Here is a 26264-nt window from a genome sequence, read left to right on the forward strand (position 1 = left end):
GACGGCCGGAGTGGCAGGGCTGCCCCCGCCGTCGCGGCGGGGGTTCAGCTTTTCTTTCCGTCTGCCCACCCGGCGGCCTCCGCCACCGCGGCCGCCCGGCGGGCCAATTCTTTACGCACCGAGGCGGGGGACTCCACCAGACACCCCTCCCCAAAGGAGAGGAGATAGCTGTACAGCCACTCCCCCTCGGGAAAATCCAGCTCCACCACCGCGCTGCCGTCGGCCTGCCGCTGCAGCTGGGAGGGGGCAAACTCCTCCGCCAGGCGGAAGGCGGCCGAGGGGGCAAACCGCAGCCGCAGGGAGACGGGGCGGCCGAAGCCGTCCGGCTCCACCTCGGCCAGTTCGGGCGGGGCTGGGCGGGGGGGAAAAGGCTCGCCGGTGTCCCGCACCCCCTCCATCCGCAGCAACTTAAAAAACCGCCAGTCCCTCCGCTTGCGGCACCAGGCCCAGAGGTACCAGGCCTGCCCCTTGAAGACCAGCTGCCGGGGCTCCACCTCCCGCTGGGTGGCCTCTCCCCGGGCGCTGTAATAGCGAAAGGCCAGCACCCGCCGCCCTAGGATGGCCTCTTTGAGCAGGTAAAAGGTCTCCTGCGCCGCCCGGTCCCCGCCCCAGGGGGAGAAATCCACCGCCAGCCAGTGCTCCTCCTCTTCCCCCCGGGCAAAGAGGGCCGACAGCTTGTCCAGGGCGCTGGCCCCTTCGGCCCCGGCGGCAGCCGCCCCCTGCAAAGCCGCCAGCACCGCCCCCTGCTCAGCCTCGGTCAACAGGGTGCGGGGCAGGGCAAAGCCCGGCAGTAGGGCAACCCCGCCGCCCCGGCCCCGCTGGGTGTAGACCGGGATGCCCGCGCCGCTCAAGACATCCATATCCCGGTAGATGGTCCGCGGCGCCACCTCGTAGAGGCGGGCCATCTCCTCGCAGGTGACCCGCTCCCGCCGCAAAAGCAGGCAGAGCTCTGAAAACAGCCGCTGCATCTGCACGGCGATCCCCTCCTTTTTTGCGGCGGACAGCGCCCCACCGGGCGTCTGTCCCTCTTTTCCGCGCGCACGGCGCAGTGCGGCCAGGCCCAGTTTGCCCCGCCTATACCGCAGCGCCATGGTTGTCTGCAACCAGTATACCACAATTGCCGCCCCTTTGCGGATCGCCACTCCTCTTTCCCGGCGACGCCAGGTCTCCGGTAGGACAGGCCGCCCCGCCCGAGGCATTCCCACAGGCAGAGCAACAAACGAGCGCAAGGGACAGATGCGCCGCACTCTCACGGGCGCCCGCGCCCCGCCGCTTCCCCATTGACCCCCTTCCCAAAGCCGATAGAGCGGCTTTTTTTAAGTTCCCTGTTCTCCCCTTTCGCGTCGCCCGGCAGCGCCTTCTCTCCTTTCTCCTCTCTTCTTTTCTCCCCCCTGCTCCGTACACCCCTCCTAAAAACCGGCGAGACAGTCCCCTTTTGCAGTCTCCTTACCCTCCCCTTCTCCTCTACTCAGCAGTGCCTCTCCTGGTGTTCCACCCCCTCCCCCCGTTTGAACTCCCCCTCCCAATATGGTAAAATAAAGATAAAAAAACGGGCCGCCGCGGACCTGCCCGCCCTGCCCGGCACCATAAAAGGAGCGTACCGCCATGCCCATTTCCCTGCTTTCCACCGGCCGCTATCTGCCCCCCTTCACCGTCGGCAACGAGGTCTTCACCCAGTTTTTGGACACCAGCGACGAGTGGATCGTCAGCCGCACCGGCATCCATCAGCGCCACATCGCCCAGGAGGAGACCACCACCGACCTGGCCACCAGGGCCGCCGCCCAGGCGCTGGAGCGCAGCGGTCTCGCGCCGGAGGAGATCGGTCTGGTGGTCTGCGCCACCGTCACCCCCGACACCTCGGTCCCAATGGTGGCGGCCAACGTCAAGCGGGGGCTGGGCATCGAGCGGGCCGCCGCCTTTGACGTCAACGCCAACTGCTCCAGCTTTCTCTACGCCCTGGCCGCCGCCCGGGGGATGATGGAGACCTGCGGCTTTGCCAACGCCATCGTGGTGGGGGCCGACTGCAACAGCCAGCTCATCGACTGGAGCGACCGCTCCACCTGCGTCCTCTTCGGCGACGGGGCCGGGGCCGTCGTCCTCCACCGGGGGGAGGAGGCGGGTCTCCTCTCCTGCTATGTGGACTGCGTGACCGACACCGATCACGTCCTCACCTGCCACCATCCCCGCAAGGACACCCCCTTCTGCAAGGCCGGCGCGCCCCACAACACCGACCTCTACATGAAGGGCAGCGCCGTGATGCGCTTTGCCGTCAAGGCCCTGGCCAAGGCGGTGCGGGCCGCCGCGGCCGAGGCCGGGGTGTCGGTGGAGGACATCGCCTATTTCGTCCCCCACCAGGCCAACCTGCGGATCATCCAGTCGGCCTCCAAACTGATGAAGATCCCCATGGAGAAGTTCGTGGTGGACATCGATCACGTGGCCAACACCTCCTCCGGCAGCGTGCCGGTGGCGCTAGACATCCTCAACTGCTCGGGGCAGTTGAAAAAGGGCGACCTGGTCTGCCTGGTGGCCTTTGGCGGGGGGCTCTCCTCGGCGGCCTCGGTCATCCGCGTCTGACTGGCCCCGCCCGGCATCGGCACACTTGGAGCGCTCGCGGGAGGCAAGTCCCCGCACCCAAATGAGGTGCGGTCTCCATTTTTCGGCGGCGGTGACGACCCCACCGCTATCCCCCGCACCCATGCAAGGTGCGAAGATGTCCCAGGGAAACGGCGCAAACCCCACACAATCTCAATTGAGCGTTCACCCGCACACCCGCGCCGGGCCTCTGCCCGAGCGCGCCTTTCAAAAGGAGGGTTTTCCATGTCTCTCTACCCATCTGTCCCCCGGCCCCAGGGGGTGGCCACCGCCGCGGGCGGGCGGGTCTGTCCCGCCCCGGCGGCCCCAGGGCGACTGCTCCTGAAAGGCGGCTACCTGGTCGACCCCAAAAATGGGCGGGAGGGCCCCTTTGACCTGGCCCTGGAAGGGGACCGCGTCGCCGAGGCGGCCCCCCACATCGACCCCCGGCCCGGCGACCGGGTGGTGGATTGCCGGGGGCTGCTGGTGCTGCCCGGCCTCATCGACATGCACCTGCACATGGGCGACCTCTTCGAGGTGAGCACCGCCCCCATCCAAAACGCCGTCTGCCACGGGGTGACCGCCGCCTTCACCCCCGGGGCGGGCAACACCTTTATGGCCCCCGCCCTCTTTGGGGGGGAATTTGACCGGGGCCTCCCCCTCAGCGGGGGCTGCTACCTGGGGGCGGCCAGCCTGCTGGCCTGCCAGTTGGACGACGGCGAGTTGACGGCCTACTTCGCCGGCGACCTGCCCTGGGACACCGCCCTGCAAAAACTCTCCCGCGCCCCCCTGACCGCCGCCACCGGGGCGCTGGTGATGGGGGTGAAGGACCACATGGGCCACCTCATCCTCTCGGACGCGCAGATCGAGCGGCTCTTCGCCGTCACCTCCCGCGCCCGGCTGCTGTTGATGAGCCACACCCAGGACCCCGCCCACGCCGAGCGGATGGCGGCCCTCTCGAAAGGGCGGCCCCTCTACCTGGGGCACGCCTCGGCCGCCGGCTGCGGCACCCACGCCGGTGGGGCGGAGGGGATGTGCCGGGTGCTGGCCCTCTGCCGCCAGCCCAACGTCACCGGGGAGCTGGTCTCCTCCATGCTGCGGCCCGGCCGGGGCAACCGGGAGGGGCTGCGCATCGACCCCCAGGCGCAGGCGCTCTGCTTTGAGGCCCTGGCCGACGGCACCGTCTCCATCCTCTGTTCCGACGGACAGGGCGACTGCACCATGAAGGGCTTTGGCGACACCCGGGACAACCTGCCCGCCATCCTGGAGCTGGCGGAAAACGGGGTGCTCCCCCTCTCGCGGGCGGTGGCCACCATGACGCAAAACCCCGCCGCCTACTTAAGCGAAATCACCGGCGTCCCCTTCTTCGCCGAGAAGTTGGGGCAGTTGGGGGCCGGGGCGCGGGCGAACGTGGTCCTCTGTGACCAGGGGGCCAAGCGGGCGGTCTGCACCATCGTCAACGGCGAGATCGCCGCCTTTGAGGGGCGGTGTGTCCGCAGCGGGGCCGGGGCCGGACGGTTCCTCTCCCACCTGGGGGAGGTGCACCCCTTTGGGGTGGGAAACCTGCCCCTCTGGGACAGGGCGGAGTAGAGGAGCCGCCTCCGCCGACCCGCCGGCCATCGGCCCGCCGCGCCCAGCGAAAATCCCCCTTTTCCGTCTGACAGACCAAATCACTTAGGGCCACACAGGGGCATTTTTTGCGCGGGGCGAGGCGAGGTGGGAATGGGCGGACGCCCTGCCATCGAGAAGAGGGCCAACACCGCTCTCTCCCACTCCCCACCCCAGCGCCCAGGCCAAAACGCGGCCGGGCAGCAGCGCCGCTCTCCCCCACTCCCCCACAGGGCGGCGAGCCCATCCCCGCCGAACGCGTCGCACCCTCTCCCCCTGCCGTCCCGACCCGCAAAAAGGGCGGGCCAACGCACCCGCCCCCTTTTCCCCAAACCCACACGCGCGCCCCTCTGCCGGGGCCGCGCGCCAACCGAGAGGAGCCTTTGCCCATGGAAATGCAGGAACTGAAAACCCTTTTGAGCGAGCTCGTCCAAATCCGCTCGGACGGGCAGAACGAGGCCGCCGTCTGCGACCGCATCGAGGCGTGTTTTACCGGCCTGCCGGTGGAGGTGCGCCGCTACCCCCACGGCCCGGGGCGGGACTCGATGGTCATCACCCTGCCGGGCAGGGACCGCAGCCGCGCCCTCTGCCTGGTGGGGCACCTGGACACCGTGCCGGTGCCCGACGCCCCCCTCTGGCAGCGCGATCCCTTTGAGGGCGCGTTCGACGGCGCCTATCTCCACGGCCGGGGCGCGGTGGACATGAAGGGCGGGGCCGCCGCCATGGTCGCCGCCGCCCTCGCCTTTCTGCGGGAGGGGGTCCTTCCCCCGCTGGACCTGCGCCTCTGCTTCACCGCCGACGAGGAGACCAGCGGCATGGGGGTCTGCCTGCTGCGGGACGAGGGGGCCTTTGCGGGCGCGGTGGCCGCCGTCATCTGCGAGCCCACCGGCCTGCACCCGGGAAGCTGCGAAAAGGGCTGCCTCTGGCTGGAGGTGGAGGCCCTCGGCCTCTCCTCCCACGGTTCCCGGCCGGAACTGGGGGTCAACGCCATCGACGGGGTGACCGCCTTTGCCGCCGGGCTGCGCGCCGCCCTGGACAGCGGCGAGACCCACCCCCTCCTGGGGCGCACCACCGTCAGCCTCACCACCCTGTCCGGCGGGGTCAAGACCAACGTCATCCCAGACGCCGCCTCCGCCACCCTGGACATCCGCACCCTGCCGGGCCTGAAAAGCGACGACGTCCTCGCCCGGGCCGACCAGGTGGCCCGGGCGCTGGAGGCCCAGCGGCCGGGGCTGAAACTCTCCCTGCGGGTGCAAAACGACCGCCCCTCGGTGGCAGCCGACCCCGACAGCCCCTTCGCCCTCGCGGTGGGGGAGGCCCTGGCCGCCTGCGGCCTGCCCGGCGGGGAAAAGGGGCTCTATTTCTATACCGACGCGTCCCAGTTTATCCCCCAGACGGGGCTGCCCTTCGTCATCCTCGGCCCCGGGGACGACGCCCTCTGCCACAAGCGGGACGAGCGGATCCCCCTGGAAGAGGTGGCCGCCGCGGCCGACTGCTACCGGGCCCTGATCGCGTCCCTCTGACCCCCGCCAACCGAAGAAGGAGAGGAAACTGCCCATGTCACAGACCACCAAGCTGGCGCTGGCCGCCTCGCTGAAGAAGCTGCTGCTGCAAAAGCCGCTGGACAAGATCACCGTCACCGACATCGCCGAGGACTGCGGGGTCGGCCGCCAGACCTTCTACTACCACTTTCAGGACATCTACGACCTGGTGGAGTGGATCTTCCTGGCGGAGGCAGAGGCGGCCATCGGCGGCCAAAAGACCTACGACACCTGGCAGCAGGGCTTTTTGCAGATTTTTCAGATGGCCCTGGCCAACAAGCCCCTCATTATGAACGCCTACCACTCCATCAGCCGGGAGCAGGTGGAGCGCTACCTCTACCAGGTGACCTACGACCTGCTCATCGGGGTGGTGGAGGAGCAGGCCGTCGGCCTGCCGGTGCGGGAGGAGGACAAGCGCTTCATCGCCGACTTCTACAAGTACGCCTTCGTGGGCATCCTCCTGGACTGGATCCGCCGCGGGATGAAGGACGAGCCCCAGGCCATTGTCGGCCGCCTGAGCATCCTCATCCACGGCGACATCGCCCGGGCGCTAGAAAAGTACCGCACCGACCGCAGATGACCCCCGCCCAAGAGGGAGGGCCCCTTCCGGCAGCCGCGCCGAAGGGGCCCTCCCCTGTTTTGGCCCCCGACCGCGCAGGGGGCCGCCCCGACCGCCCGCCTTATGCCGAAATATCGCCCCCCTCCCCGCCCGCCTTCGGCAAGGAGAAAAGCCGCCTGTGCCACCCGTCGGCGCGGGGTGAGGCTCCCCCGCCCGGCAAACTGCTCCCTAAAAGTGCGCACCCCCCGCCCGTCCTTCCCGGCAAAAGAGCGCCGCCCCAGTCAGCCGACCGGGACGGCGCTCTTTTTATACAAAGGGGCGCAAGGTCACCCCTCACCCCTGTCAACGGCGTTGTAGATCGCGCCGTCCAGCTCCCGCGCGGTGCGGAGGATGCACTGACAGCGCACATGGATGTCCATCAGGGACATCCGCCGCAGCCGCCAGCGCCGCCAGCACTCCACCCCCAGCGAGAGGGCCACCGGCAGGGCCGCCGCGCCCAGAACGAGCGCACGCCCCGCCCCGGCCAGCACCGCCGTCAGCACCGGCGCGAGGGCCAGGCAGACCAGTGCCGGTGCCGGGAGGCGGAGGTGGAATCGGGCCTCCCGCACCCCCGGCGGCTCTTTCCACACCTTTGCCAGCTGGTCAAAGACGTAGGACATCTCCCTGTCCATCCGCAGGACGGCTTTTTGAAACCCCCAGTAGAGCCGGCGCACCGCCCGCTCCTCTCTCGTCCGCCCGGCCCTCATAAGGCGCCGCGAGCCCCCGCGGGGTGCTTGACCTCCATGTTGTCGAGGGAGTAGCGGCAGCACTGGGAGACCAGCTCGTTGACCGAGATGCCGTTTTCTGAAGCGCACTTTGCCAGCTCGTCCACCAGCTCTTTTTTCAGCCGGAAGGTCTTGCTGACATACTCCTCTTTTCTCACTTCAAACACCGCAATCACCGTCCATCTTCCTTACATCCATTGTAGTGTCTGTCGCACCCCCAATAAACACCTCATTTTTGCACCCCTTTTCGGGGGTGCAAAACGAGAATAAAGGTTTCCAATTTTACTATTTTACTATCACAAGATAGTATCGCAAGCACTATTGTATGATAGTAGATTAAGGTAGCCTTGAGGTGATTTTTATGTCCTATCCAAGGCTCAAAGATTTGCGCGAAGATGCCGAGTTGACACAAAAGGAAATCGCGGCTGTGCTCGGCATCGACCAACGAGTTTATAGCAATTACGAAACTGGAAAAAGAGAAATTCCCACTCGTTTTGTCATTCGATTGGCCAGTTATTACCATACTAGTACAGATTATATTCTCGGCCGTACAAATGAACCCAATCCCTACCCTCCTCTCCCACAAAGGAGAGACAGGTAATAACACAATATTACTATCAATCGTTAGTAAAGTCAATTGCTTTCAGATTTCACAGATAAACTTAGTCTTGAGGTGATTAAATGCGATACCCAAGACTAAAAGATTTGCGCGAAGATGCAGATTTGACACAAAAAGAGATTGCTGCCATCCTCGGCATCGACCAGCGCGTTTATAGCAATTACGAAACTGGAAAGCGCGAAATCCCCGTACGCCTTCTTGTCGCCCTCGCCGATTATTACCAAACGACTACTGACTTTATTCTAGGCCGCGATAAGAACTCTTGAGTCGCCTATCTGCCTTGCATCCCGCCCCGCACCAGTGCGTGGATTGAAATTGCCGGGTCAAGGCGCAGTGCCGCGCCCGTGCAGGTCTCACCCCGCGCAAGGACGTGGATTGAAATGCGGGGTCCAACAACTCGGCCAACTGGTCTCGCTGGTCGCCCCCCGCGCGGGGGACTGCACCTGCGGCGGCGAGATTGGGAGCGGCCTTGTGCTGGGGGAAGTGCATGTTCCCATTCCGCCGGGCAGACCGGCCGCATCTGCACCCCCTTCCCCCACACGCAGGCCGCCTTTCCCGGTGAACACGGCAACTGCAAGCACTGCCGGGCAGAGCAGTCACCGGTTTTGGAAGGACCGCGGGGTCGGCGGCGCGCAGTGCAAAAAGCGCATCAGCCCCTCCTCGGCAATCACAGCTGCGGGCATCCCGCTGACTCCCCCGCCCGATTGGAAGCATTCGCTTCCCCCCAAAAAACGAGGAGACCCGCTGACCGGCAGAGGAGGTACAAGGTGGATTTTTCAAGAGAAGAGTTGACGGAAGCCAAGCGACAAATCGATTCGACCCTGCACAAGTTGCGGGAGACGGTGAAAACGCTGGCCGCAAAGGAGCGCCCCGAGCGGTACCGCTCGCAGCTCACTCTGGCCACCCGGCGCATTCGCGCCTTTGAGATCGCCGGCTGCCTGATTGAGGAGCGGCTGTTGGAGAAGTAGCCCCGGCAGACGGGGAGAGGGAGAGACCGGCATGGAAAAAATCGTCAATTATCTGGACATCCCCCAACCGCACAGGGACGCCGTCTTGGAGCGGCTGCCGCGGCTCGGCTTCTGCCCCGCCAAAGGGGGGCAGGCGGCCCTGCGGCGGGAGATGGACCGCTCGCAGAGGGGGAAGCTGCCCCAGTTTGGCTTTGTCTTTCGCGGCGAAGAGCTGGTGGGCTACCTGTTTTTGACGGCAAAGCCGGAAAAGCCCGCCGCCGCGCTCCCCTGGTGGGCGGTGGGAAATGCCGACGAGCTGCCGCTGGAGACCGCCGTCCGGCTGCTGGAATGGGGCATCGCCCTCGCGTCTGACTGTGGCTGCCCGGCGCTGGCCCGGCTGCTGCAGGCCAACTTGAACGACCAAAAACAGGGCGCAGGCCGCAGGCGGCCGGAGGACTGCCGCTGACGCCTCTCAGTGAATTGAAAGGGACTGTTTACATGGACAACAAGCCGACGATCAAGATGTACGCCTTTACCATAGACTGTCAGGACCCCGCCGCCCTGGCGGCATTTTACACCCGGCTGCTGGGGTGGGAGCTCTTTTTCTCCAACGAGGATTGGGCCTGCATCGGCCCTGCGGGCGCCGAGCAGGGGGCCTATCCCGGCATCACCTTTCAGCAAAACCCCGCCTATCTGCCGCCGGTCTGGCCGGAGGAACCGGCGGCCCAACAGCAGATGGCCCACCTGGATTTTGCCGTGGACGACCTGGAGAGCGCGGTCGAATACGCCCTTCGCTGCGGCGCGACCGAGGCGGCCGAGCAGTTCTCCGACGGCTGGCGGGTGATGTTCGACCCCGCCGGGCACCCCTTCTGCCTCTGCGCCATGAAGCCGGTCATCGAGAGCGAGCACTTCGCCCTGCTGTAAATGGGTTTCCCCGTACCGAAAAGAGCCCTCTCCCGTCCTGGAGAGGGCTCTTTTGTGTGAAGGGGAACGCCTGCCCGCGCCCCTTCCCTCCGGCTTCAAACCGGGGCCAGGAGAGGGGGGACAAAGCGGCTGTCCTGGAAAGGGACTTCCCGCCGGTTTGCCCTTCCCCCCGGTAAAACGGGCATTCTTGGCCATAGATGAGCTGTTCCCCTGAAAAAAGGGCAGCCGGGCGGTCCCTTCCCCTCTTTAAGGAGAAGATGCTTAAACCAATGGGGGGCCACCCAACGGCGGAAAGACCCGTCCTCTACTCCCTGCCAAGATTCAAAAAAGGAGGGTGCAGTGCTTTACCTCCTCGCCTGCTCCCTGGCAAAGGCCGCGGCCGCGGCCAGGTCGGCGGCGCTGGGGTGGGCAAGGGCCGCATCGAAGTTGGCGAGCATCCCCTCGGTCTTTGGATTGCCGGGGTTTTCGGCCTGCATCTGCTCGTACCGGCGGCGCACCGAGAGGGGCATCCTCCCCTGGCAGAAAAAGTGCCCGGTGAGACGGCAGCCGCCGGGCAGATGGGCGGCAAAGCGGGCGGCCAACTGGTCAAAGTAGGCGTCGGAGCCGCCAAACCCGGCGGTGCCGAACAGGGCCACCCGCTGGTCGGACAACCCCTCCAAAAAGGCGGCCACCTCGGGGGCGCAGTCCCCCTTGTCGGCCCAGGAGCCGACAAACAGCAGCTCAGCCCCGGCCGCCGCGGGGGACGGCGGGCCAAAGGAAAGGCAGCCGTCGGCGGGCAGAGCGTCGCGGATTGCCTCGGCCACCCGGCGGGTGTTGCCGGTCCGGCTGGTAAAAACGACGGCGTAAGTCATCAAAATTCCTCCTCCCGAAAAGGGACTCTTTTCCCCCATTATGGCCCCTTTTCGGCGGGATACAAGGGCATTTTATAAAGATTTTTGTTGTATTTTATGAATATAAAACTATTTGTATAATTCGATGGGCATTTTCCGGCACCTATTGGCGAATGCAGAAGAAGAGAGGGGACGGGTGCCCCCTCTCTTTTCTGCCGGTGAGCTGTTCAAATGCCCGCCAAAAGCAGGCGGTGTTCCCGCTGGGCGGACGGCCGCCGCCAACAGGTGAAAAGAGGGATCCCTTTACAGCCCCAACCCATCGACCCAGGCCCTTAACTCCGCCGACGACGCGCCGGCGCGAAAGCACCTGCCCTCCCGCAGGTCGGCCCCGCGGCAGGAGCCCTGCAGCCCCTGGTTGGTGCGGCCCATCCCGCTGCCGCCGGAGGTGGCGAAGGGGACGATCACCTTGCCGTCCAGGCGGTAACTCTCCAAAAAGGTGTTGATGATGGTCGGCGCCAGGTACCACCAGATGGGGAACCCCAGGTAAATCACGCCGTACTCCTCCATCCCCTCCACCCGGCCGGTGATGGCCGGGCGGGAAGAGGGGTCTCTCATCTCCACGCTGCTGCGGCTATTTTTGTCCGTCCAGTCCAGATCCGCCGGGGTGTAGGGCCGCTCCGGGCAAATTTCATACAGGTCCGCCCCCACGGTGGAGGCCAGTGTCTTTGCCAATTTTGCGGTGGTCTTGCTGGCGCTGAAATACGCCACCAGTTGTCTGCTCATCCCGTCCATCTCCTCCTTCATCACTGTTCTGCCCGCGGCGGCAGTTCCAGGTCGCCGACCCACTGGGCCATCTCCTCATAGGAGGTGCCGCCGGCAAACCGCCGGCCGGTAAGCCAGGTGACCCCTTCCCCACAGAGGGGGTGCAGCTGCTCGGCGCTGGAGCCGATGTCGCTGCTGCCGGAGGTGCAAAAGGGCACCACCGTCTTGCCGCCAAAGTCGTAGCTCTCCAAAAAGGTGCTGACGATCCGGGGGGCCTGGCCCCACCAGATCGGGTAGCCCAAAAGGACGACGTCGTACCCCTCCATCCCCTCCATCCGGGCGGCGATGGCCGGGCGGGCGGCGGCGTCTCCCATCTCGACGCTGGCGCGGCTGCCGCCGTCGCTGTAATTCAGGTCGTCGGCCGTGTAGGGGATTTCCGGCTCGATTTCATAGAGGTCTGCGCCCAGGGCCTGTGCCGCATAGCGGGCCAGGGTCTCGGTGTTCCCCGTGGCCGAAAAATAGGCCACCAGCACCCGTTGCGGCCTTTCCCCGCTCTCTCCCGTCGGGGCCGACTGGCTGGGCGAGGGGTCGGACTGGCCCCCGTTTGCCGGCGCGCCGCAGCCCGCCAGGCAGCAGAGCGCCAGCACCAGTGTCAGCAAAAAGGACGATCGCTTCATCTTTGATTCCTCCCAAAGGTCCGCGCGCGCTGCGCGGGCCGGTCTCTGTTTTGTCCGGGGCCGTCGGCCCCTTTACAGGCTGGTCAGCACCGGGTTTCGCAGATAGTCGTACACCCGCTTCACCTCGCTGGGCTCCCTGGGGTCCAGCAGGGTGGGGCGGCCCCTGTCCAGGGCGGCGATTTGGGCCATCTCCCCCTCGTCCAGCGCAAAGTCCCAGACGGCCAGGTTTTCCGCCATCCGCTCCCGGTGCACCGATTTGGGAATGACCGCCACCCCCTGTTGCAGGTCCCAGCGCAAAATCACCTGGGCGGGGGTCTTGCCGTGCCGCCGGGCGATGGCCGCCAGCACCGGCTCGGCGAACATCCCCTTCAGCCCCTCTGCGAAAGGGGCCCACCCCTGTGGCTGGACGCCCAGTTCCCCCATCAGGGCCAGCTCCTCCCCCCTTTGAAAGTGGGGGTGCCGCTCGATTTGGTTGACCTGGGGGGCGATTTCGGCGCTGTAACACAGGTCCAGCAGCCGGTCGGGGAGGAAGTTGCACACCCCGATGGCCCGCACCCGGCCCGCCCGATACAATTCCTCCATGGCCCGCCAACTGCCGTAGTAGTCGCCAAAGGGCATGTGCACCAGGTACAGATCCAGGTAGTCGAGCCCCAGGTTTTGCAGGGACTCGTCGAAGGCCCGCATCGTCTGCCGGTACCCCATCTGCTGGATGTAGGCCTTGGTGGTGACAAACAGCTCCTCCCGCGGGAGGCCGCAGCGGGCGATGGCCCGTCCCACCGCCGCCTCGTTGCCATAGGAGCTGGCCGTGTCGATGAGCCGGTAGCCCACCGAGACGGCGTCCAAAACGGCCCGTTCACAGGCTGCCGGGTCTGTGATTTGGAATACCCCAAAGCCCACCATGGGCATCTCCACCCCGTTTGGCAGCCGCACCCTCTCTGTCATCTCAGCGCTCCCCCCTCTCCTCGCCCCACACCGAAATGGTGACGGAGCCGCTCAAGGTCTCGATGTCCCCTTCCCCGGAGACGGCCCGCCCCAGTTCATAGAGCTGGCCGCTCCCGTCAAAGGGGCCGTAAAACAGCACCACGTCCCCCCAGGGCGCGTAGTAGGCCAGCACCCCCCGCCCGCCTTCGGCCAGGGGGGCGTCCGCCACCTCCAACTCCTGGGGCGGGTAGAATATCTTCTCGTTGGTGCTGAAGTCCTCCACCTCCACCGTCAGAGGAAGCTGGTCGCAAAGGCCCTGGGCCGCCGCGCTCCGGCCGAGCTCGTAGACGATTTCGCACCCGTCTGCGCGAACGGCGATTCTGGTGGGCTGCTCCTCCCCTTCGGCCTGCGGGGCGGTTTCCGCCGACGGCGCGCCCGCCGGGGGCAGGCTCTCTGCCGCCGGTGCATGCGGGTCTGTCCCGCACCCCACCAGGCAGCAGAGCGCTAAAACGGCGGCCAATAGATGCGCTCTCTTCACGATTGCTCGCTCCCTTCTTCCGTTTGGCCGGGCGCTCTCACCGCTGCCGGCCGGACGCCCGCTCCACCGCGCGGATCAGATAGTCCACCGCGTCCACCTTTCGCTGCACCGCGTGCAGGTCGTCCATCAAAGCCCTTCGCTGCCGGTAGAGCAGCGGCAGCCGGTCGGTGGCGCAGCGCAGGTACTGCCGCCGCGCCTCCCCCGGAAAGCCGCAGTCCAAAAGGCAGCGCTCGGTGTCGGCGGCGGAGGATGTTTTTCTCTCCATCTCCTCTCCCTCCCTCTGCCAACAGGATACACGGGCCGGCACAAAATAGCAAACAGTTGTTGTGCATCATTTACCATCGTTGACAGGAATGGTATTGCGGGGTATCATAAGGGCGAAACGACCTGTACAGGGAGGCGAGTGAAAGATGATCGAGACCAGACTGCTGCACTACTTTCTGGCCATCGCCAGGGAGCAAAACATCACCCGGGCGGCCGAGACGCTGCACCTCACCCAGTCCACCCTCTCCAAACAGATGATGGACCTGGAGCGGCAGTTGGGCAAACAGCTCTTTATTCGGGGGAAGCGGCGGCTGACCCTGACGGAGGAGGGCAACTTTCTCCGCAACAAGGCGCAGGAGATCTTGGAGCTGATCGGCAGCACCGAGTCGGCCTTTCACACCGAGGGGGAGATCTTGAGTGGGGACATCACCATCGGCTGCGGCGAGACCGCGGCGATGGACCGGATCGCCGCGGTCTACCAGACCTTTCACCGGCAGCACCCGGAGGTGCGGCTGCACACCTTCAGCGGCGACGCCGACTCGGTTTTGGAGCGGCTGGACAAGGGGCTGGTGGACATGGGGCTGCTTCTGGGCCCCATCCGCCAGGAGCGCTTTGACTACCTGAACATCCACCAAAAGGACACCTTTGGCCTGCTGATGCCGCGGGACTGTCCCCTGGCCAAACAGGATGCCATCGGAGTGGAACAGCTTGGCTCTCTGCCGCTGATCTTGGCCGAACAGACCTTTTCCGGCCGCCAGGACCTGGACTGGTTCGGGGTGGACAGCGCCGCCCTTCAGGTCGTCGCCACCTACAACCTCATCTACAACGCCACCTTCTTGGTGGAGCGGGGGATCGGCTACGCCCTCTGTCTGGAGGGGCTGGTGAACACCCAGGGGCGCGACCTGGCCTTTCGCCCCATCGAGCCGGAACTGTCGGTGGGGCTGTACATCGCCACCAAGAAATATCAGACCTTCTCCCCCGCCGTCAAGGCCTTTCTGGAGCAGATCCGGGAATGGGCGCGGTAGGGCTTTTTGTTGGGGAGATAAGGGGCCAGGGGGAGAGAGGCGGCCGAAGGCGCCCTTCTCGCCCGCCTACTGCGGGCCGTCCTGCGGCTTTGCGCGCCAATTGCCGGGTGGACAAAAAAGGGGGATGCCGGTCGGCATCCCCTCTTGTTTTCTGTCGATTTTATATTGTGGGCATGGGCGCAAGGCGGCCCCTCTCACAAAGTGGCGGGCGTTCTAGATGCAATCTACGCCTGCCCCGCACAAAAGGGCGCCCCTTTTCAGCGCGAGTGCAAAACCGCATCAAAAAAGGCCCGAATGCAGGTTGCACGTCGAGACCCCCATCCGAATCCGAGTTGCCAAAAAAGATGCCCGTCAAAAACACAGGTACAAAGCAAAACGCACCCCACAAAGTGAGGTGCGTGACTTGGGAGCGGCAGCTTGCCGCTGGTTGGACCGGCAGGATTCGAACCTGCGGAATGACGGAGTCAAAGTCCGTTGCCTTACCCCTTGGCGACGGTCCAATAAAATGTTTAAAGCTGTGAAGGTCGTTCACAGCTTTAAACACACGTATGGGGTGGATAGTGGGATTCGAACCCACGATCTCCAGAGCCACAATCTGGCGTTCTAACCAAGCTGAACCATACCCACCATAATGGCGCGCCTAAAGAGACTCGAACTCCTGACCCACTGCTTAGAAGGCAGTTGCTCTATCCTGCTGAGCTATAGGCGCATAGTTGTGGCGACTGCCGCCCTTGTGGCAAACCGGCAGGAGCGCTGGAGCGGGTGATGGGAATCGAACCCACGTAGCCAGCTTGGAAGGCTGGAATTCTACCATTGAACTACACCCGCATGTGGCAGCGATAGTTAGTTTACCACATTGACCCCCTTTTTGTCAAGACAATTGGGGCACAAAATTAAGGCGTTCGCGAGACAGATGCGAAGCGGCGGTCAGGGGGACGCCCTCTCTCCCTCCCCCCTTCCCCACAGCCACAAAAAGCGCCCCTGCGGGGGCAAAATCCCGCAGGGGCGCCTCTTTTCTTTTGGATGCTAAAATCTTCACATAGCGGCGACGATGAGGCCCTCTTCGCCCACGGTGACGGCGATGTCGGTGGGCGGGGCGGCAAACTGCTGCACAATGAGCTCGCTCACCGGGTCCTCTACCTCGCGGCGGATGCACTTGGCAATGCTGCGGGCGCCGGCCTTCTCGTCAAAGGCCTTCTGGGCGATGAAGCGCAGGGCGTCGTCGCCGTAGCGCAGGGCGATCCCCCGCTTGGCGATCGACTCGGCCAGCTCCTTCATCTGCATCCCGGCGATCTTGGCGTACTGCTCCACATTCAGGGGGTCAAAGACGATGATCTCATCCACCCGTCCCAAAAACTCGGGGCGCAGGAACTCGGAGAGGGACTTCTTGGCGTTCTCGCGGGAGACCTCGGCCTTGGTCTTGGCAAAGCCCATGGCGTTCTGGTTGCGCTCGCTGCCGGCGTTGGAAGTCATGACGATGATGGTCTTTTCAAAGTTGACCCGGCGGCCGTGGGCGTCGGTGATGCGGCCCTCGTCTAGGATCTGCAGGAGGATGTTGAGGACGTCGGGGTGGGCCTTCTCGATCTCGTCCAGGAGGATGACCGAGTAGGGCTTGCGCCGCACCTTTTCGGTGAGCTGCCCGGCCTCGTCGTACCCAACATACCCCGGAGGGGAGCCGATGATTTTAGAGACCGAGTGCTTCTCCATGTACTCGGACATATCCAGCCGGATGAGGGGGTCCACCGAGTCGAAGAGGATGGAGGACATGACCTTCACCAGCTCGGTCTTCCCCACCCCGGTGGGGCCCACAAAGATGAAGGAGGCGGGGCGGTGCTTGTCGGTCAACTGCACCCGGTGGCGCTTGATGGCCTTGCAGAGCTGGTCCACCGCCTCGTCCTGGCCGACGATCTTCTGGTGGATGGCCTCTTCCAAACCGGCGACCTTCTGCAGTTCGGTCTCCTTGATTTTGGAGGCGGGGATGCCGGTCCAGAGCTGGATGACGGTGGCCAGGTCGTCCTCGGTCACCTGGACCGAGCAGGCCGCGGGCTCCAGCTCCAGCAGCCGGTCCTTGAGCTGCAGCACCCGGCTCTTGACCTCGGCCAGCCGCTCGTAGTCGATCTCCTCCCCCTTCTCCTGGGCGCTCTCGATGTCCCGCTGCTCCTGCTGCAGGGCGTCGTACTCCTTGCCCAGCTTCTCGTACTCGGCCAGCTCTTTGCTGGCCAGGGAGGCGCAGGCGCAGGCCTCGTCGATCAGGTCGATGGCCTTGTCGGGGAGGAAGCGGTCGGTTATGTATCGCTCGGACATCTCCACGGCGGCGGCGACGATGTTGTCGCTGAGCTTGACCTTGTGGTAGCGCTCGTAGTACTGCTTGATGCCCCGCAGCACCTCGGTGGCGTCCTCGATCGAGGGCTCCTCCACCTTGACCGGCTGGAAGCGGCGCTCCAGGGCGGCGTCCTTCTCGATGTACTTGCGGTACTCGTCGTAGGTGGTGGCGCCGATGACCTGGATCTCCCCCCGGGAGAGGGCGGGCTTCAGGATGTTGGCGGCGTTCATCGACCCCTCGGAATCGCCGGTGCCCACCAGGTTGTGGATCTCGTCGATGAAGAGGATGATGTTGCCCAGGCCCTTGACCTCGCTGATGAGGCCCTTCATCCGGCTCTCGAACTGGCCCCGGAACTGGGTGCCCGCCACCAGGGAGGTCAAGTCCATCAGGTAGATCTCCTTGTCGGCCAGCCGGGCGGGGACGTTGCCCGAGGCGATGCGCTGGGCGATCCCCTCGGCGATGGCGGTCTTGCCGACGCCGGGCTCGCCGATGAGGCAGGGGTTGTTCTTGGTGCGGCGGGAGAGGATCTGGGTCACCCGGTAGACCTCGCTGTCCCGGCCGACGATGTTGTCCAGCTTCCCGTCGAGCGCCTTCTGGGTGAGGTTTTCACAGTAGGTGTCCAGGTATTTGCGCTTGGGGCGGGCTTCTCCCTTTTTCTTCTTCGAGGGCTGTTTCTGGCCCTCCTTGGGGGGCTCGGCGCTGGTCTCCGGCACCTCGCCGTTTTGGAACATGTTGAGGAAGGGGAAGGTGGCGGAGCCGCCGGCCTCAAAGTCGGACTCCTCCCCCTCGGGGCTCTGGCCGGCCAGCTCCATGAGCTGCTCGCTCATGGCCTCGATGTCGTCGTCCCCAATGCCCATTTTATCCAGCAGGTCGTTGACCGGTTTGACCCCCAACTCTTTTGCGCAGGTGAGACAGAGACCCTCGTTGATGGTCTTGTCCCCCTCCATCCGGGTCATAAAGACCACGGCCATACGTTTTTTACAGCGCGAACAAAGCATAACAATAACTCCTAAATTTGAAGGCTCCCGCCGGGCAAAGCCGCCCGGGGGCGCGGAATAACGAAATCATTATACACCAATCTGGTAAAAAAGGGTACTGGAATCATCAAGAAAACGGGAGAGCACACGCCCTCCCGCCTACAAATCGATCCTTCCCTGGTGCCCGAAGGACAGTATACCAAATATCCACCCTAAATAAATGGACCCATTTTGTAGAAAATGTTAAAAAGATATGACTGGGAGATGACCTCGCCGTTGACGCCCGGCCAGCCCCCGGTGAGGGAGACGAGCAGCCCCAGCACCGCCGCCGCCAGAAAGAGGATAAGGCAGCCCTGCAACACCCCCAGCAGCGCCCCCAGAAAGTGGTTGGCCCCGCTGATGAGGGGGAGGTGGTTGAAGATGTCGAAGGCCCGGGCAATGAGCCCCACGGCGATGCCGAAGAGGATGAGAAAGACCAGGAAGAAGGCCATGTGCAGGGCCATCACCACCACCGGCCCGCAGGCGTAGTCGGTGACGGCGGCGGCCATCCCCTCGACCCCTTTGGAGAGGGACTGTTCCAGCTGGTGGGCGGCGATCTGCCCCTCCTCGCCGCTGAGGTGGGCCAGCCAGCCGGCCCACTTCCCCATCCCCTGTTGGAGGGCGGCCCCCGCGTCGGTGCCGGTAAAGCCCTGCAGGTTTTGCAGCACGCTGTCGTAGACCGGCTGGCGGACAAAGCGGGCAAAGACCCAGCGGGCCGCCGGCTCGCTGGCAAAATAGGCCCCGACCAGGGCCGCCAGCCCCCCCACAAAGCTCACCAGGGTGCGCATAAAGCCCCGCTTGGCGGCCGCGCAGGCGGCGATGACGACGATGAGCAGGGCGGCCAAATCGTAGAGCAGCCAAATCACGTGCATTCTCCTCTCTCGGCGGTCGGCCCTGAGGCGGGTGGGTCACGGGCGGTCCCCCTTCCCCCACCAGGGCAGGGGCTGAAGGGGCTACAAAGTCAGTTTTTCCAGGCTGTCGTTGGTCTGCACGAAGAGGGTCTTGCCGGCGCCGCTCAAGTCCAGACAGGGCTTGCCGATGTCGGTGGTGGAGAGGACAGTGCCGTCCTTTTTGTAGACGGTGAGGTCGCTGTGGCCGAGGACCGCGATCTTCCCCCCGGAAGCGTAGACCCCCACGATCTCGCGGCCCACCTCCACCGTGGCCTTGACCTGGCCCTTCTGCCCCACCAGCAGCACCTTGTTCAGGTGGCTCTGGGTGTTGTCCCCCAGGGCCACGGCGTAGTCTCCGCCGCCGATGTTGCCAATGGCGAGGACGCTGCCCTCAAAGGCGGTGCTCCCCGCCAGGGAGCCGTCCTTCTTCAGCGCGAAGACCTGGTCGTCGCAGACCAGTTGGATGTAGCTGCCCTCCCACCGCATCTGCAGGGCGAGGGAGCCGGGGAACTCGGTCCGGGAGAGCTCCTCCTCCCGGTGGATGTTCAGGGCGTAGACCACGGTGGTGACCCGCCCGTCCACCGCATTGACGCAGGCCACCGCCAAATTCCCCCCGCTGCCCATGGACACCGAGAGGATGTACTCCTTGGAGGAGGACCAGCTGAAGAGCAGCTGCTGGTTGCGGTCGTAGACCGAGACCTGGCCCAGATACCGCTCCGACCCGGTGGCCACCGCCACGTTGCCGCCGGCGTCCACGTCGGCGTCGACGATGGTCGTCTCGGCGGTCTTTTTGTAGACCTGGGTGGTCTTGGAGTAGAGGGCGAACTCCCGGTTGCCCCGGTCAAAGACCACCGTGTTCCCCCCCCGCACCTTCATCTGGGGCTCGTCCATGCTGTGGGGGATGTTCTTCACCTGCTTGGCGGTCTTGTTGTAGGTGATGATCTCGTTGTCGGTCAGCACCTCCAGCGCCCCCATGGTGGAGCACTGCAGGTCCCTGGGGACCCCGCTGCCCAGATCCAGGGGGTAGCCCTCCCCCTTTTGCAGGTTGGAGGTCATGTTGCCCCAGACGGCGCCCAGGTTTTCCGCCGTGAGGAGGTGGCGGTAGCTGTACCCCACCACCAGCACCACCGCCAGCAGGGCCAACAGGGCCAACTTTTTGACGGTCTTCTTCCGCTTTTTCTTGCGGCGGGCAAGTTCGATGTCAGAGAGTTCCCGCACGGGGAGTCACCTTCTTTCTCACCAGAGTGTGGGGGCCAGGAAGCGCACCGCTTCCCAGCCGGGGAGGTCGTAAAAGACCCGGTCCAGGTAGAGGCCCCGGGCCGGGGCGGTCTGCCCGGCCCTCTGCCGGTCCCTGCCGACCAATAGGGCGCAGACGTCGTCGGGGAGGAGGCCCCGCTCCATCTCCACCGCGGTGCCCACCAAAATGCGCACCATGTTGTAGAGAAAGCCGTCGGCCCGGGCGGTGAAGATCAGCCGCGGCCCCTCCCGGCGGACCGAGAACTCCTCTAAACAGCGGACGGTGTCCTCCTGCTCGGTCTTGGGGGAGCAGACGGCCCGAAAGTCGCGGCGGCCCTCAAACCGGCGGCAGATGGCGTTCAGCCGCCCCTCGTCCAGCCGCCCGGCCTGCTGCCAGCAGAGGTCGGCCCCGAAGGGGGGGCGGCAGTGGCTCTCCAGCAGGCGGTAGCTGTACGCCTTGCCCAGGCAGTCGTAGCGGGGGTGAAAGCCCAGCGGCACCTCCCTGGCGTGGTAGACGGCGATGTCCGCGGGGAGGTGAAAGTTCAGCGCCAGGGGGAGTTTTTCGCAGGGGATCGGCCGCTCGGTGCCAAAGGAGAGGCAGAACATGTTGGCGTGCACCCCCGCGTCGGTGCGGGAGCAGCCCTTCACGTCGGGCCGGTGGCCCAGCACCCGCTCCAGCGCGTCCTGGATGGCCGCGCAGACGCTGGGGGCGTTTTTTTGCACCTGAAAGCCGTGGTAGGCGGTGCCCCGGTAGCACAGGGCGATGAGGATGTTTCGCATAGGCCCCTCCCGTGGGTGGTTTAGAGGTAGTTGAGCAGGATGCAGCCGGTCACCACCGCGGCCATGCAGAGGGTGGCGCCGCCGTCCACCAGCCGCAGTTTGAGCTGCTTCATCCGGGTGCGGCCCTCGCCCCCCCGGTAGCAGCGGCACTCCATGGCCAGGGCCAGCTCGTCGGCCCGGCGGAAGGAGGAGACAAAGAGGGGGATGAGGATGGGGATGAGGGATTTGACCCGCTTCATCAGCCCGCCGGAGTCGATGTCGGCCCCGCGGGACTTCTGGGCGGCCATGATCTTGTCGGTCTCCTCCACCAGGGTGGGGATGAAGCGCAGGGTGATGGTCATCATCATCGCCAGCTCGTGGGCGGGGAAGTGGAGCTTGCTCAGGGGGCTGAGCAGCCGCTCCAACCCGTCGGTGAGGGCGATGGGCGAGGTGGTGTAGGTCAGCAGGGAGGTGCCGGCGATGAGGCAGACGATGCGCACCGACATGACGGCGGCAAAGCGCAGCCCCTCCCAGGTGATGTGAAAGACCCAGAACTCCCAGATGGGCTCGCCGGTGACAAAGAACATGTTGAGGATGCCGGTGAAGAGCACCAGGGGGATGACCGGCTTGAGGCTGCGCAGGATGACCTTGAGTTTGATTTTGGCCAGGGCGTAGCAGAAGACCAGAAAGGCCCCCGCCAGCAGGTAGCCCCAGAAGCTGTTTGTCAGAAAGAGGGCCACCACATAGGCGATGGTCAGCAGCAGCTTGACCCGCGGGTCCATCCGGTGCAGGGGGGAGTGGCCGGTGAAGTACTGGCCGATGGTGATGTCCTTGATCATCTCGCCGCCCCCCTCTCCGCCAACAGGCGCAAAATCTCCCCTTTGGCCTGGGCCACGGTGTAGACAGTGTCGCTCACCGGGTAGCCCCGCTGCCGCAGGGCCCTGAACACCTGGGTGATCTGGGGGATGCCCAGGCCGATGGCGCGGATCTCCTCGGCCCGGGAGAAGACCTCGTCCACCGTGCCGTAGAGGAGCACCCCGGTGTCGTTGAGCACCAGCACCTTGGTGGCGAATTTGGCCACGTCCTCCATCGAGTGGGAGACCAGCAGCACCGTGTTCCCCTTTTCGGCGTGATAGGCCCTGATCTGGCCCAGGATCATGTCCCGGCCCCGGGGGTCGAGGCCGGCGGTGGGCTCGTCGAGGATCAAGACCTCGGGGTCCATGGCCAGCACCCCGGCAATGGCCACCCGGCGCTTCTGCCCGCCGGAGAGCTCAAAGGGGGACTTGTCCAGCATCTCCTCCCCCAAGCCCACAAAGCGGGCCGCGTCCCGCACCCGGGCGTCCACCTCCCCCTCCGAAAGGCCCATGTTCTTGGGGCCGAAGGAGATGTCTTTGTAGACGCTCTCCTCGAAGAGCTGGTACTCGGGGTACTGAAAGCAGAGCCCCACCTTGAAGCGGAACCTGCGGAGCTGCTCTTTGTCCTGCCAGATGTCCTCCCCGTCGATGAGGACCTGGCCCGAGGTAGGGCGCAGCAGCCCGTTGAGCTGCTGGATGAGGGTGGATTTGCCCGAGCCGGTCTGGCCGATGACCCCCACGAACTCCCCCCGCTCGATCTGCAAGTTGACGTCCCTCAGGGCCACCTTCTCCGTCGGCAGGCCGGGGTTGTAGACATACCCCAGGCCCCGGGTCTCGATCACCGGCGCGCTCATCTGTCCACCCCCCCCAACAGGCCGCAGAGGGCCTCGACACAGTCCTCCACCGTGAGGGCGTCCTCGGGGCAGTCGATCCCCTCGCGGCGCAGCTGGTGGAGCAGTTCGGCGGTCTGGGGCACGTCCAGGCCGATGGCCTGCAGCTCCTCCACCCGGGCAAAGACCGCCGCCGGGCTGTCGTCCATCAAAATTTCGCCGTCGTTCATCACCACCACCCGGTCGGCCTGGGCGGCCTCGTCCATGTAGTGGGTGATGAGGACCACCGTCATCCCCGCCTGGTTGAGTTCGCGCAGGGTGGCGAGGATGCGGCGGCGGCCGTGGGGGTCGAGCATGGCGGTGGGCTCGTCGAGGACGATGCAGTCCGGGCCCATGGCCAGCACCCCGGCGATGGCCACCCGCTGCTTCTGCCCGCCGGAGAGCTGGTAGGTGGCGCTCTCCCGCCGGCTCGCCATCCCGGTCTGTTCCAGCGCCCAGTTCACCCGCTGGCGGATCTCCTCCGGCGGGACGCCCAGGTTTTCGGGGGCGAAGGCCACGTCCTCCTCGACGATGGTGGCGACGATCTGGTTGTCGGGGTTTTGAAAGACCATCCCCACCTTCTGGCGGATGTCGAAGATCCGCTCGTCGTCGCGGGTGTCGATCCCCTCGACCAGGACCGTCCCCTCGGTGGGGAGGAGGATGCCGTTGAGGTGCTTGGCCAGGGTGGATTTGCCGCAGCCGTTGTGCCCCAAAACAGCCAAGAACTGGCCGCTCGGCACCGAGAGGGAGAGGTCTTTGAGGACGGTTTCGCCCTGCTGCCCCTCCCTGCTGTACCGAAAGACCAGGTCTCTGCACTCGAGTAAGTTCTCTGCCATTTTCTCCAATGTATCTCCTAACTGGTTGTCTGTGCGGGGAAGTCCCCGCCGCGCGGTCCCGTCCCCCCTGCCGGGCAGGGGGGTTCCAGGCCGAATCAAGGGTCGCCGGGGCGGACGGGATGCGCACGCCCGGCGGTGCGTGGCTCCGCGCCAGCGCGCGGCCCCATTTCTATTCCAAAAATTGGTCTACCCCCGGTCCCGCCGCCTCGCCGGAAACGGGAAGTCCACCCGTTTCCGACAGGGCCGTCCCGCCGGAATGCTCCCGGAAGTGGGAGACAAGCCGGTTTGCCGGGGGAAGACTGCCAGATGGCAGTCGACAGTTGGGGGGTGTCAAAGCACAAATGCCTTTGGAGACCGAGAAGCCGCCCATTCCCGACAGCCCCTCCCCGTCGGGAAACTCCCGGTGGCGGGACACGGCCCGGTTTTGCCAAGGACAAAATCGCCAAACGGCGGCTGGCGAAGGGGGGTGCCAAAGTGCAAATGCCGCCGGATACCGGGAAGCCGTTCGCGCCCGACAGTACCGCCTCACCGGGAAACTCCCTGCAGCGGGACACGGCCCGGTTTTGCCAAGGGCAAAATCGCCAAACGGTGTTTGGCGAAGGGCTGTGTCAAAGCTCAAACGCTTTCAGCGTTTGAGCGGAGCCAGAGCGCCGTGTTCCCGCAGGGGAGGGCCAGGCCGGTGGACTGCACCGGCAGGCCGATCTCATCTGCCTCCACCCGGCCGCCCCGGCGGGGGATGAGGACGGCCCCCAGCAGGTGGGCCATCACCGAGGGGGAGAGGCCGGTGGTATAGCTGTTGAGGGCGAAAAAGAGGGGGTCGTCGGAGAGCACCTGTTCGCAGAGGCAGACCAGGTCGTAGATCTGGTCCTCCAACTTCCACACCTCTCCCCCCGGCCCCCGGCCGTAGGAGGGCGGGTCCATGATGACGGCGTCGTAGCGGTTGCCCCGGCGGATCTCGCGGGCGACAAACTTCTCGCAGTCGTCCACGATCCAGCGGATGGGGCGCTCTCCCAGCCCGGAGAGGGCCGCGTTCTCCCGCGACCAGGCCACCATCCCCTTGGAGGCGTCCACATGGCAGACGCTGGCCCCGGCCGCCGCGCAGGCCAGGGTGGCCCCGCCGGTGTAGGCAAAGAGGTTGAGCACCTTCACCGGGCGGCCGGCGGCGCGGATCAGGCTGTCGAAGAGGTCCCAGTTGGCGGCCTGTTCGGGGAAGAGGCCGGTGTGCTTAAAGCCGGTGGGGGAGATTTTAAAGGTCAGCTCCCGGTAGCGGATCTGCCAGCTCTCGGGGAGGTTTTTGCGGTACTCCCAGCGGCCGCCGCCGGTCTTGGAGCGGAGATAGCGGGCATCGGCCCTGTCCCAGAGGGCGGGGTCTTTCGGGGTGTTCCAGATGATCTGCGGGTCGGGGCGGATGAGGAGTTTGTCGCCCCACCGCTCCAACTTCTCCCCGCCGGAGCAGTCCAGCACCTGGTAGTCCCGCCAGTTCGCAGCCGGGCGCACGGCTTACAGCTGCCCCCGGATGGCGTCGGCGATGGCCTCGCCGATGCGCTGGATCTGGGCGTCGTCCTTTCCTTCGAGCATCACCCGCACCAGCGGCTCGGTGCCGGAGGCGCGCACCAGGATACGGCCGCTCTCCCCCAGCTCGCTCTCGCCCGCGGCGATGGCGGCGGCCACCGCCGGGTTGGCGGCGATGTCCTTTTTGTCGCTGGGCACCTCCAGGTTGATGAGTACCTGGGGGTAGACCGCCATCACCGACGCCAACTCGCTGGCGCGGCGGCCGCTCTGGGCCAGCGTCTGCAACAGCTGCGAGGCCGAGAGCTGGCCGTCGCCGGTGGTCACGTGGTCCAAAAAGATGATGTGGCCCGACTGCTCGCCGCCGATGTTGTAGCCCTCTTTGAGCATCTCCTCCAGAACGTAGCGGTCGCCCACGGTGGTGACAGCGGTCTCGATGCCGTTGTTCTTGGCAAACTCGAAAAAGCCCATGTTGGTCATGACGGTGATCACCGCCGTGTCCCGCTTGAGCTGGCCGCTCTTCTTGAGGGCCTTGGCGAAGATGGCGATCATCTTGTCGCCGTCGATGAGCTCGCCAGTCTCGTCCACCGCCAGGCAGCGGTCGGCGTCGCCGTCAAAGGCCACCCCGATGTCGCAGCCGTTTTCCACCACGCACCGCTGCAGCCCCTCGATGTGGGTGGAGCCGCACTGCAGGTTGATGTTGGTGCCGTCGGGCCGGTCGTTGATGATGGTGCAGGAGGCCCCCAGGGCGGTGAAGAGCTTGTGGGCGGTGGCGCTGGCCGAGCCGTTGGCGCAGTCGATGGCCACCTTGAGCCCGGCGGCCGCCCGCTCCCCCACGGTGGAGAGGATGTGGGCCACGTAGTCCTCCACTGCGGTGGTGCTGACGTGGACCTTGCCGATCTCGGTGCCGGTTTTGAGATGCAGCTTCTCCGGGTGGTCGATGTGGTCCTCGATCTCGGCCTCGATGGCGTCGGGCAGTTTGAAGCCCTGGCCGTTAAAGATCTTGATGCCGTTGAACTCCACCGGGTTGTGGGAGGCGGAGATCATCACCCCGGCGTCGGCGCCGTAGGCCCCCACCAGATAGGCGACGGCGGGGGTGGGGACCACCCCCAGCAGCTCCACGTCGGCCCCCACCGAACAGAGGCCGGCCGCCAGGGCCGACTCCAGCATGTCCGAAGACATGCGGGTGTCCTTGCCGATGATGATCCGCGCCTTCTTGTGGCTGTGCTCGGTGAGCACGGTGGCCGCGGCGCGGCCGATGGCCAGCGCCATCTCGCAGGTCAGTTCGCTGGTGTTGGCGACGCCGCGCACACCGTCGGTCCCAAAGTACTTGCCCATTTCGATTCCTCCAAAATGAATTCTCTATAAGATACCACCAGGATATGAACAAATTGCAAAAAGCGGACGCCTTTTGCCCCGGCA

28 protein-coding genes and 4 tRNA genes are annotated in these 26264 nt (G+C 65.4%); 10 read left to right on the forward strand and 22 right to left on the reverse strand.

Annotated elements, in window-relative coordinates; translation table 11 throughout:
* Positions 1-44: 44 nt before the first annotated feature.
* A complete protein-coding gene (locus BN3266_RS04245; RefSeq protein WP_195891602.1) occupies positions 45-1115 on the reverse strand; it encodes a helix-turn-helix transcriptional regulator in 1071 nt (356 codons plus the stop codon).
* Between the two features lie 490 nt (positions 1116-1605).
* Here BN3266_RS04245 and BN3266_RS04250 point away from each other — a divergent pair, with 490 nt between their 5' ends.
* The 4 genes from BN3266_RS04250 (at position 1606) to BN3266_RS04265 (ending at position 6300) form a co-directional block, all read left to right on the forward strand.
* Positions 1606-2574: a beta-ketoacyl-ACP synthase III gene (locus tag BN3266_RS04250; protein ID WP_059004047.1), complete on the forward strand. Its 969-nt coding sequence runs from the start codon at positions 1606-1608 to the stop codon at positions 2572-2574.
* A 243-nt stretch (positions 2575-2817) separates the two neighbouring features.
* The gene (locus tag BN3266_RS04255) at positions 2818-4161 is read left to right on the forward strand and encodes an amidohydrolase family protein (protein ID WP_059004049.1); all 1344 of its coding nucleotides are present in this window, start codon (positions 2818-2820) and stop codon (positions 4159-4161) included.
* A 407-nt stretch (positions 4162-4568) separates the two neighbouring features.
* The gene (locus tag BN3266_RS04260; RefSeq protein WP_059004051.1) at positions 4569-5702 is read left to right on the forward strand and encodes a M20 family metallopeptidase; all 1134 of its coding nucleotides are present in this window, start codon (positions 4569-4571) and stop codon (positions 5700-5702) included.
* Positions 5703-5736: 34 nt separating this feature from the next.
* Positions 5737-6300: a TetR/AcrR family transcriptional regulator gene (locus tag BN3266_RS04265; protein ID WP_021661121.1), complete on the forward strand. Its 564-nt coding sequence runs from the start codon at positions 5737-5739 to the stop codon at positions 6298-6300.
* A gap of 305 nt (positions 6301-6605) precedes the next feature.
* Here BN3266_RS04265 and BN3266_RS04270 read toward each other — a convergent pair whose 3' ends face one another.
* Together BN3266_RS04270 and BN3266_RS04275 are read right to left on the reverse strand one after the other, a co-directional pair.
* Positions 6606-6992 carry a hypothetical protein gene (locus BN3266_RS04270; RefSeq protein ID WP_059004053.1) on the reverse strand — a complete coding sequence of 129 codons (387 nt, stop codon included), beginning with the start codon at positions 6990-6992 and terminating at the stop codon, positions 6606-6608.
* 29 nt (positions 6993-7021) lie between these two features.
* The gene (locus BN3266_RS04275; RefSeq protein WP_242861715.1) at positions 7022-7219 is read right to left on the reverse strand and encodes a hypothetical protein; all 198 of its coding nucleotides are present in this window, start codon (positions 7217-7219) and stop codon (positions 7022-7024) included.
* Positions 7220-7404: 185 nt separating this feature from the next.
* On the opposite strand from BN3266_RS04275, the gene BN3266_RS13145 reads away from it, so the two are divergent.
* The 5 genes from BN3266_RS13145 to BN3266_RS04290 all read left to right on the forward strand — a co-directional run bounded on the left by BN3266_RS13145 (position 7405) and on the right by BN3266_RS04290 (position 9533).
* The gene (locus BN3266_RS13145; protein WP_073261302.1) at positions 7405-7644 is read left to right on the forward strand and encodes a helix-turn-helix domain-containing protein; all 240 of its coding nucleotides are present in this window, start codon (positions 7405-7407) and stop codon (positions 7642-7644) included.
* A gap of 80 nt (positions 7645-7724) precedes the next feature.
* Positions 7725-7928 carry a helix-turn-helix domain-containing protein gene (locus BN3266_RS13150; RefSeq protein WP_021661308.1) on the forward strand — a complete coding sequence of 68 codons (204 nt, stop codon included), beginning with the start codon at positions 7725-7727 and terminating at the stop codon, positions 7926-7928.
* 501 nt (positions 7929-8429) lie between these two features.
* Positions 8430-8630, forward strand: a complete 201-nt coding sequence (locus BN3266_RS04280) for a hypothetical protein (RefSeq protein WP_021661306.1) — start codon at positions 8430-8432, stop codon at positions 8628-8630.
* 31 nt (positions 8631-8661) lie between these two features.
* The gene (locus tag BN3266_RS04285; protein ID WP_059004056.1) at positions 8662-9075 is read left to right on the forward strand and encodes a hypothetical protein; all 414 of its coding nucleotides are present in this window, start codon (positions 8662-8664) and stop codon (positions 9073-9075) included.
* 32 nt (positions 9076-9107) lie between these two features.
* The gene (locus tag BN3266_RS04290) at positions 9108-9533 is read left to right on the forward strand and encodes a VOC family protein (RefSeq protein WP_059004057.1); all 426 of its coding nucleotides are present in this window, start codon (positions 9108-9110) and stop codon (positions 9531-9533) included.
* A gap of 344 nt (positions 9534-9877) precedes the next feature.
* Here BN3266_RS04290 and bilS read toward each other — a convergent pair whose 3' ends face one another.
* From bilS to BN3266_RS04320, 6 genes are all read right to left on the reverse strand, one after another.
* On the reverse strand, positions 9878-10384 hold the full coding sequence (gene bilS / locus BN3266_RS04295; protein ID WP_059004059.1) for a flavodoxin family protein BilS: 507 nt from the start codon (positions 10382-10384) through the stop codon (positions 9878-9880).
* Positions 10385-10666: 282 nt separating this feature from the next.
* Positions 10667-11146 carry a flavodoxin gene (locus tag BN3266_RS04300; RefSeq protein WP_059004569.1) on the reverse strand — a complete coding sequence of 160 codons (480 nt, stop codon included), beginning with the start codon at positions 11144-11146 and terminating at the stop codon, positions 10667-10669.
* Between the two features lie 20 nt (positions 11147-11166).
* A complete protein-coding gene (locus tag BN3266_RS04305) occupies positions 11167-11802 on the reverse strand; it encodes a flavodoxin (RefSeq protein ID WP_059004061.1) in 636 nt (211 codons plus the stop codon).
* A gap of 72 nt (positions 11803-11874) precedes the next feature.
* Entirely contained in the window at positions 11875-12744 is an 870-nt protein-coding gene (locus BN3266_RS04310; protein ID WP_059004063.1) for an aldo/keto reductase, read from the reverse strand.
* A gap of 1 nt (position 12745) precedes the next feature.
* Positions 12746-13261, reverse strand: a complete 516-nt coding sequence (locus tag BN3266_RS04315) for a cyclophilin-like fold protein (RefSeq protein ID WP_242861716.1) — start codon at positions 13259-13261, stop codon at positions 12746-12748.
* 37 nt (positions 13262-13298) lie between these two features.
* Entirely contained in the window at positions 13299-13526 is a 228-nt protein-coding gene (locus BN3266_RS04320) for a hypothetical protein (RefSeq protein ID WP_059004065.1), read from the reverse strand.
* Positions 13527-13671: 145 nt separating this feature from the next.
* Here BN3266_RS04320 and BN3266_RS04325 point away from each other — a divergent pair, with 145 nt between their 5' ends.
* On the forward strand, positions 13672-14550 hold the full coding sequence (locus BN3266_RS04325) for a LysR family transcriptional regulator (RefSeq protein WP_082671649.1): 879 nt from the start codon (positions 13672-13674) through the stop codon (positions 14548-14550).
* Positions 14551-14974: 424 nt separating this feature from the next.
* Here BN3266_RS04325 and BN3266_RS04330 read toward each other — a convergent pair.
* From BN3266_RS04330 to glmM, 13 genes are all read right to left on the reverse strand, one after another.
* Positions 14975-15050: transfer RNA gene (locus BN3266_RS04330), tRNA-Gln, on the reverse strand.
* 49 nt (positions 15051-15099) lie between these two features.
* A tRNA-His gene (locus BN3266_RS04335) sits at positions 15100-15177 on the reverse strand.
* Between the two features lie 5 nt (positions 15178-15182).
* Positions 15183-15259, reverse strand: a tRNA-Arg gene (locus BN3266_RS04340).
* 45 nt (positions 15260-15304) lie between these two features.
* Positions 15305-15378 (reverse strand) — tRNA-Gly (locus tag BN3266_RS04345).
* A gap of 207 nt (positions 15379-15585) precedes the next feature.
* Positions 15586-17871: an ATP-dependent Clp protease ATP-binding subunit gene (locus BN3266_RS04350; protein WP_059004066.1), complete on the reverse strand. Its 2286-nt coding sequence runs from the start codon at positions 17869-17871 to the stop codon at positions 15586-15588.
* Positions 17872-18062: 191 nt separating this feature from the next.
* On the reverse strand, positions 18063-18761 hold the full coding sequence (locus tag BN3266_RS04355) for a CvpA family protein (protein WP_082671650.1): 699 nt from the start codon (positions 18759-18761) through the stop codon (positions 18063-18065).
* 81 nt (positions 18762-18842) lie between these two features.
* Complete coding sequence (locus tag BN3266_RS04360; protein WP_059004070.1) at positions 18843-19997, reverse strand: DUF5711 family protein; 1155 nt, start codon at positions 19995-19997, stop codon at positions 18843-18845.
* Positions 19998-20015: 18 nt separating this feature from the next.
* Positions 20016-20795 (reverse strand): tRNA pseudouridine(38-40) synthase TruA, encoded by a 780-nt coding sequence (truA, locus tag BN3266_RS04365; protein ID WP_059004072.1) that lies wholly within the window; start codon positions 20793-20795, stop codon positions 20016-20018.
* A gap of 20 nt (positions 20796-20815) precedes the next feature.
* Positions 20816-21613 (reverse strand): energy-coupling factor transporter transmembrane component T family protein, encoded by a 798-nt coding sequence (locus BN3266_RS04370; protein ID WP_021661286.1) that lies wholly within the window; start codon positions 21611-21613, stop codon positions 20816-20818.
* Positions 21610-22482 (reverse strand): energy-coupling factor transporter ATPase, encoded by an 873-nt coding sequence (locus tag BN3266_RS04375; protein WP_059004074.1) that lies wholly within the window; start codon positions 22480-22482, stop codon positions 21610-21612. The genes BN3266_RS04370 and BN3266_RS04375 overlap by 4 nt, the downstream gene beginning before the upstream one ends.
* Positions 22479-23333: an energy-coupling factor transporter ATPase gene (locus BN3266_RS04380; RefSeq protein ID WP_059004076.1), complete on the reverse strand. Its 855-nt coding sequence runs from the start codon at positions 23331-23333 to the stop codon at positions 22479-22481. The genes BN3266_RS04375 and BN3266_RS04380 overlap by 4 nt, the downstream gene beginning before the upstream one ends.
* Positions 23334-23948: 615 nt before the next feature.
* Entirely contained in the window at positions 23949-24830 is an 882-nt protein-coding gene (locus BN3266_RS04385; protein ID WP_059004078.1) for a class I SAM-dependent methyltransferase, read from the reverse strand.
* A gap of 3 nt (positions 24831-24833) precedes the next feature.
* Complete coding sequence (gene glmM / locus BN3266_RS04390) at positions 24834-26180, reverse strand: phosphoglucosamine mutase (RefSeq protein WP_059004080.1); 1347 nt, start codon at positions 26178-26180, stop codon at positions 24834-24836.
* Positions 26181-26264: the final 84 nt, after the last annotated feature.

The sequence above is a fragment of the Bittarella massiliensis (ex Durand et al. 2017) genome, assembly GCF_001486165.1.
GTDB lineage: Bacteria > Bacillota > Clostridia > Oscillospirales > Ruminococcaceae > Bittarella > Bittarella massiliensis.

Bases quoted from the DNA above. Each gene is read 5' to 3' on its own strand.
- BN3266_RS04250 (WP_059004047.1), top strand. From the start codon at position 1,606: ATGCCCATTTCCCTGCTTTCCACCGGCCGCTATCTGCCCCCCTTCACC.
- BN3266_RS04255 (WP_059004049.1), top strand. From the start codon at position 2,818: ATGTCTCTCTACCCATCTGTCCCCCGGCCCCAGGGGGTGGCCACCGCC.
- BN3266_RS04260 (WP_059004051.1), top strand. From the start codon at position 4,569: ATGGAAATGCAGGAACTGAAAACCCTTTTGAGCGAGCTCGTCCAAATC.
- BN3266_RS04265 (WP_021661121.1), top strand. From the start codon at position 5,737: ATGTCACAGACCACCAAGCTGGCGCTGGCCGCCTCGCTGAAGAAGCTG.
- BN3266_RS13145 (WP_073261302.1), top strand. From the start codon at position 7,405: ATGTCCTATCCAAGGCTCAAAGATTTGCGCGAAGATGCCGAGTTGACA.
- BN3266_RS13150 (WP_021661308.1), top strand. From the start codon at position 7,725: ATGCGATACCCAAGACTAAAAGATTTGCGCGAAGATGCAGATTTGACA.
- BN3266_RS04285 (WP_059004056.1), top strand. From the start codon at position 8,662: ATGGAAAAAATCGTCAATTATCTGGACATCCCCCAACCGCACAGGGAC.
- BN3266_RS04290 (WP_059004057.1), top strand. From the start codon at position 9,108: ATGGACAACAAGCCGACGATCAAGATGTACGCCTTTACCATAGACTGT.
- bilS (WP_059004059.1), bottom strand. From the start codon at position 10,384: ATGACTTACGCCGTCGTTTTTACCAGCCGGACCGGCAACACCCGCCGG.
- BN3266_RS04300 (WP_059004569.1), bottom strand. From the start codon at position 11,146: ATGAGCAGACAACTGGTGGCGTATTTCAGCGCCAGCAAGACCACCGCA.
- BN3266_RS04305 (WP_059004061.1), bottom strand. From the start codon at position 11,802: ATGAAGCGATCGTCCTTTTTGCTGACACTGGTGCTGGCGCTCTGCTGC.
- BN3266_RS04310 (WP_059004063.1), bottom strand. From the start codon at position 12,744: ATGACAGAGAGGGTGCGGCTGCCAAACGGGGTGGAGATGCCCATGGTG.
- BN3266_RS04320 (WP_059004065.1), bottom strand. From the start codon at position 13,526: ATGGAGAGAAAAACATCCTCCGCCGCCGACACCGAGCGCTGCCTTTTG.
- BN3266_RS04325 (WP_082671649.1), top strand. From the start codon at position 13,672: ATGATCGAGACCAGACTGCTGCACTACTTTCTGGCCATCGCCAGGGAG.
- BN3266_RS04350 (WP_059004066.1), bottom strand. From the start codon at position 17,871: ATGCTTTGTTCGCGCTGTAAAAAACGTATGGCCGTGGTCTTTATGACC.
- BN3266_RS04355 (WP_082671650.1), bottom strand. From the start codon at position 18,761: ATGCACGTGATTTGGCTGCTCTACGATTTGGCCGCCCTGCTCATCGTC.
- truA (WP_059004072.1), bottom strand. From the start codon at position 20,795: ATGCGAAACATCCTCATCGCCCTGTGCTACCGGGGCACCGCCTACCAC.
- BN3266_RS04370 (WP_021661286.1), bottom strand. From the start codon at position 21,613: ATGATCAAGGACATCACCATCGGCCAGTACTTCACCGGCCACTCCCCC.
- BN3266_RS04375 (WP_059004074.1), bottom strand. From the start codon at position 22,482: ATGAGCGCGCCGGTGATCGAGACCCGGGGCCTGGGGTATGTCTACAAC.
- BN3266_RS04380 (WP_059004076.1), bottom strand. From the start codon at position 23,333: ATGGCAGAGAACTTACTCGAGTGCAGAGACCTGGTCTTTCGGTACAGC.
- glmM (WP_059004080.1), bottom strand. From the start codon at position 26,180: ATGGGCAAGTACTTTGGGACCGACGGTGTGCGCGGCGTCGCCAACACC.